Raw genomic sequence first — 3,285 nt, 5'->3', positions numbered from 1 at the left:
CTTACTACCAATCAAAAAACAACTTAAACAATGTGATTGGTTAATTGATGAAATTGTTTATCGGTTGTATGGTTTAACTGAAGAAGAAAAAGCCATAATTCAAGGATAAAAATATCCCCGACTTCTGTTTTCATCTTGTAAATAAATGATAGATTCTTGTTAGAAGTCGGGGATCTGGATTACAATGAAAAAAGAATTGGTAATATAAATCATGCTAAAATACAGCCAATCAAATTGTTTACCTTCATCGGAAGAATTACCCGACTCTGACGACACACCAGTGGATAACGAACTACAAAATTTAATTCCCGGTTTATTAAAAGCCATCTTAGCCTTAATCTGGTCACAAAGACAAGATTGGTTTTTTGGTGTAGATATGGGAGTATATTATGATACCAATAAACCTGCAATTGTCCCAGATGGATTTTTAAGTATTGGTGTTCCCAGAATTATTAATGAAAAATTACGTCGAAGTTATGTATTATGGGAAGAGAAAAAATTACCAACTTTAGTATTAGAAGTAGTTTCTAAAACCTATAGAAACGAATATAGCACTAAAAAAAGTATCTATGCTAAAGAGTTGGGTATCTTATATTATATAGTTTATAATCCCTTAGTAAGTGAACAAGCATCTTTGGAAGTTTATCAATTAGTCAATGGTGAATATGTTTTAATTCCAGGAAATCCCGTTTGGTTATCAGAAATAGGGTTAGGAATTGGTTGGGAAAAGGGAACTTATCAAGGAATCACTAGACAATGGTTATATTGGTTTGATGAACAGGGAAAAAGATTTTTAACACCGGAAGAACGGATTCTACAAAGTGAAGAACAACGTTTACAATCTGAAAGAAAACGGTTAGAATCTGAAGAAAAAGCTCAGAAATTAGCAGAGATGTTAATAAAATTAGGTGTTGATCCTGAAAGTTTAATTTAAGTAAAATTGCTGGTATCAATCATGCTAGATTACGACTCTTTACGTTATTTACCTTCATCTTGGGAATTACCTGATTCTAAAGACACACCACTTGATAATCAATTACAGCATCTTGTTCCGGGATTATTAGAAAGTATTTTAGCCTTAATTTGGTCACAAAGACAGGATTGGTTTTTTGGCGCAGGTATGGGAATATATTATGATCCGAAGAAACCTGCTATTGTCCCAGAAGGGTTTTTAAGTATTGGTGTTCCTAGAGTTAAAGGTATTAATGAAGATCTCCGTCCAAGTTATGTCTTATGGGAAGAGAAAAAATCCCCAATTTTAGCGTTAGAAATAGTATCTAAAACCTATCGAGAAGAACATATAACTAAAGGAGACATATATGCTCAAGATTTGGGAATTTTATATTATGTAATATATTGTCCCCTCAGAACAATCAAAGAAAAATTAGAGGTTTATAAATTAACCAATGGAGAATATATCTTACAACCAAGAAATCCTGTTTGGCTACCAGAAATAGGTTTAGGAATTGGTAAGGAAAATGGAACTTATCAAGGAATAACTAGGGAATGGTTATATTGGTTTGATGAACAGGGAAAAAGATTTTTAACACCGGAAGAACGGATTATACAAAGTGAGGAAAAGGCTAATAAATTAACAGAAATGTTAAAGAGTTTAGGAGTTGATCCTGCAAATTTATAGCGTGTGAATTAAATTTGCAAACCCGTAAATACTAATTCCTAATAACAGTAGTGCGGTAAATTGGGTAAGGCGTTGTTGAGTTAAAAATGTCTGGTTGTGTCCGCTGGAAAATATTGCTTCCCGGACTAATATAGAAGTTGATGCGCCAATGACAAAACTTAAACCTAGTATGATGTAGGGTTTATCTGGGACAATAGTGGAGACTGTCAGCATAGCGATCGCTAATGTCAACATTAATAATTCCACAAATCGGGGTGGATGATCCTGAATAAATAAAATCAAGCTGTTTAACCAAAAATTCCAAGTTCTCATAATTTGTCAGTTGTCAGTTAACCGTTGTAGAGACGTTCCATGGAACGTCTCTACATTATCACTAACGAGCGCCAGCTTTTACCCCTGCACCATTTTTCTGGGTTGAATCTTCTGGAAGTTCCACACCAAAAACCCGACAAAAGACCTTTTCCACTTTATAGCCAGTATCAATAGATTCTAAAGGATCTTTCCGCAAACGGTGACGCAGACATAAAGTAATTACCCGACGGATATCGTCAATTGTAACTTCTGTCCGGCCTTCAAAAGCTGTCAAGGCTTTCGCAGCGCGGTTTGTCACGATGTCACCCCGCAACCCGTCCACATCTAATTCTGAACAAACTTCGGAAATTTTCACCCGGAAGTCATAGTCTAAATTAACTTGTGGTAATAAGTTTTGGGCATTGACAATTTTCTCTTGTAATGCTACTTGTGGTGCTTGGTGTTTTTCTAAATACACAGGCGGATTTTGGTCAAATTCACCCCGTTCCTCCACAATTTGCACCCGCAAAGCTGGTTCTTTCACAGTGCGGATTTCCGCGTGCATTCCAAAACGGTCGAGAAGTTGAGGACGTAATTCCCCTTCTTCTGGATTTCCTGAACCAACGAGAACAAACTTCGCGGGGTGACGGATAGAAATTCCTTCCCGTTCCACGGTATTCCAGCCACTAGCAGCGGAATCGAGGAGTACATCTACCAAGTGGTCATCTAACAAGTTGACCTCATCAACGTAGAGAATACCCCGGTTGGCTTTGGCTAAGAGTCCCGGTTCAAAAGCTTTGACACCCTCAGATAAGGCTTTTTCAATGTCAATTGTCCCACAAACCCGGTCTTCCGTAGCACCCAATGGTAAATCTACCATTTGTACCTTTTTGTGAGTGATGGGAATTTCTAACCCTTGTGCTACCTGTTGACGGACTTCATCACTCATCAAGTCCGTGTCGCTGGGGTCACTGTTGAAGGGGTCATTAGCGACAACAGGGATTTCTGGTAAAAGGTCCGCCAAGGCGCGGATAGTTGTAGATTTTCCGGTGCCGCGATCGCCCATAATCATTACACCACCAATTTTGGGGTCAATGACATTTAACAGCAGTGCCAGTTTCATTTCTTCTTGACCGACGATGGCTGTAAATGGGAAGACCGCACGACGCGCACTCGCACTAGCTTGAGCAGTTGAAGTCACTAAATTACCTTAACAATATTTTTTATGACAATTCTTTATTTTGACACATTTTGGGGAGGTGGGTTGGTTGTTCGTTAAAAGCCAATCTTCTTATAAGTTTTTAGGACTTACGCACGCTCACTAACTTACCATCATATGAATGAATGAAATTGCG

General features: G+C 38.0%; 4 protein-coding genes. 2 read left to right on the top strand and 2 right to left on the bottom strand.

What is annotated here, in order from left to right; translation table 11 throughout:
- Nucleotides 1-211 precede the first annotated feature (211 nt).
- Complete coding sequence (locus FJR37_RS25760) at nucleotides 212-934, top strand: Uma2 family endonuclease (RefSeq protein ID WP_168467487.1); 723 nt, start codon at nucleotides 212-214, stop codon at nucleotides 932-934.
- 21 nt (nucleotides 935-955) lie between these two features.
- Nucleotides 956-1,639 (top strand): Uma2 family endonuclease, encoded by a 684-nt coding sequence (locus tag FJR37_RS25755; RefSeq protein WP_039202398.1) that lies wholly within the window; start codon nucleotides 956-958, stop codon nucleotides 1,637-1,639.
- Here the strand turns inward: FJR37_RS25755 and FJR37_RS25750 are convergent.
- Both FJR37_RS25750 and bchI read right to left on the bottom strand, forming a co-directional pair.
- Nucleotides 1,634-1,951, bottom strand: coding sequence for a hypothetical protein (locus FJR37_RS25750; protein ID WP_039202399.1), 318 nt, complete (start codon nucleotides 1,949-1,951; stop codon nucleotides 1,634-1,636). The genes FJR37_RS25755 and FJR37_RS25750 overlap by 6 nt on opposite strands.
- Before the next feature lie 61 nt (nucleotides 1,952-2,012).
- Complete coding sequence (gene bchI, locus FJR37_RS25745; protein WP_039202400.1) at nucleotides 2,013-3,131, bottom strand: magnesium chelatase ATPase subunit I; 1,119 nt, start codon at nucleotides 3,129-3,131, stop codon at nucleotides 2,013-2,015.
- Nucleotides 3,132-3,285: the final 154 nt, after the last annotated feature.

Source organism: Aphanizomenon sp. UHCC 0183, assembly GCF_009712065.1.
In the GTDB taxonomy this organism is placed as follows: Bacteria; Cyanobacteriota; Cyanobacteriia; order Cyanobacteriales; family Nostocaceae; genus Dolichospermum; species Dolichospermum heterosporum.
The sequence above is the reverse complement of the archived record's forward strand: the minus strand, read 5'-3'. Positions and strand labels throughout refer to the sequence as shown.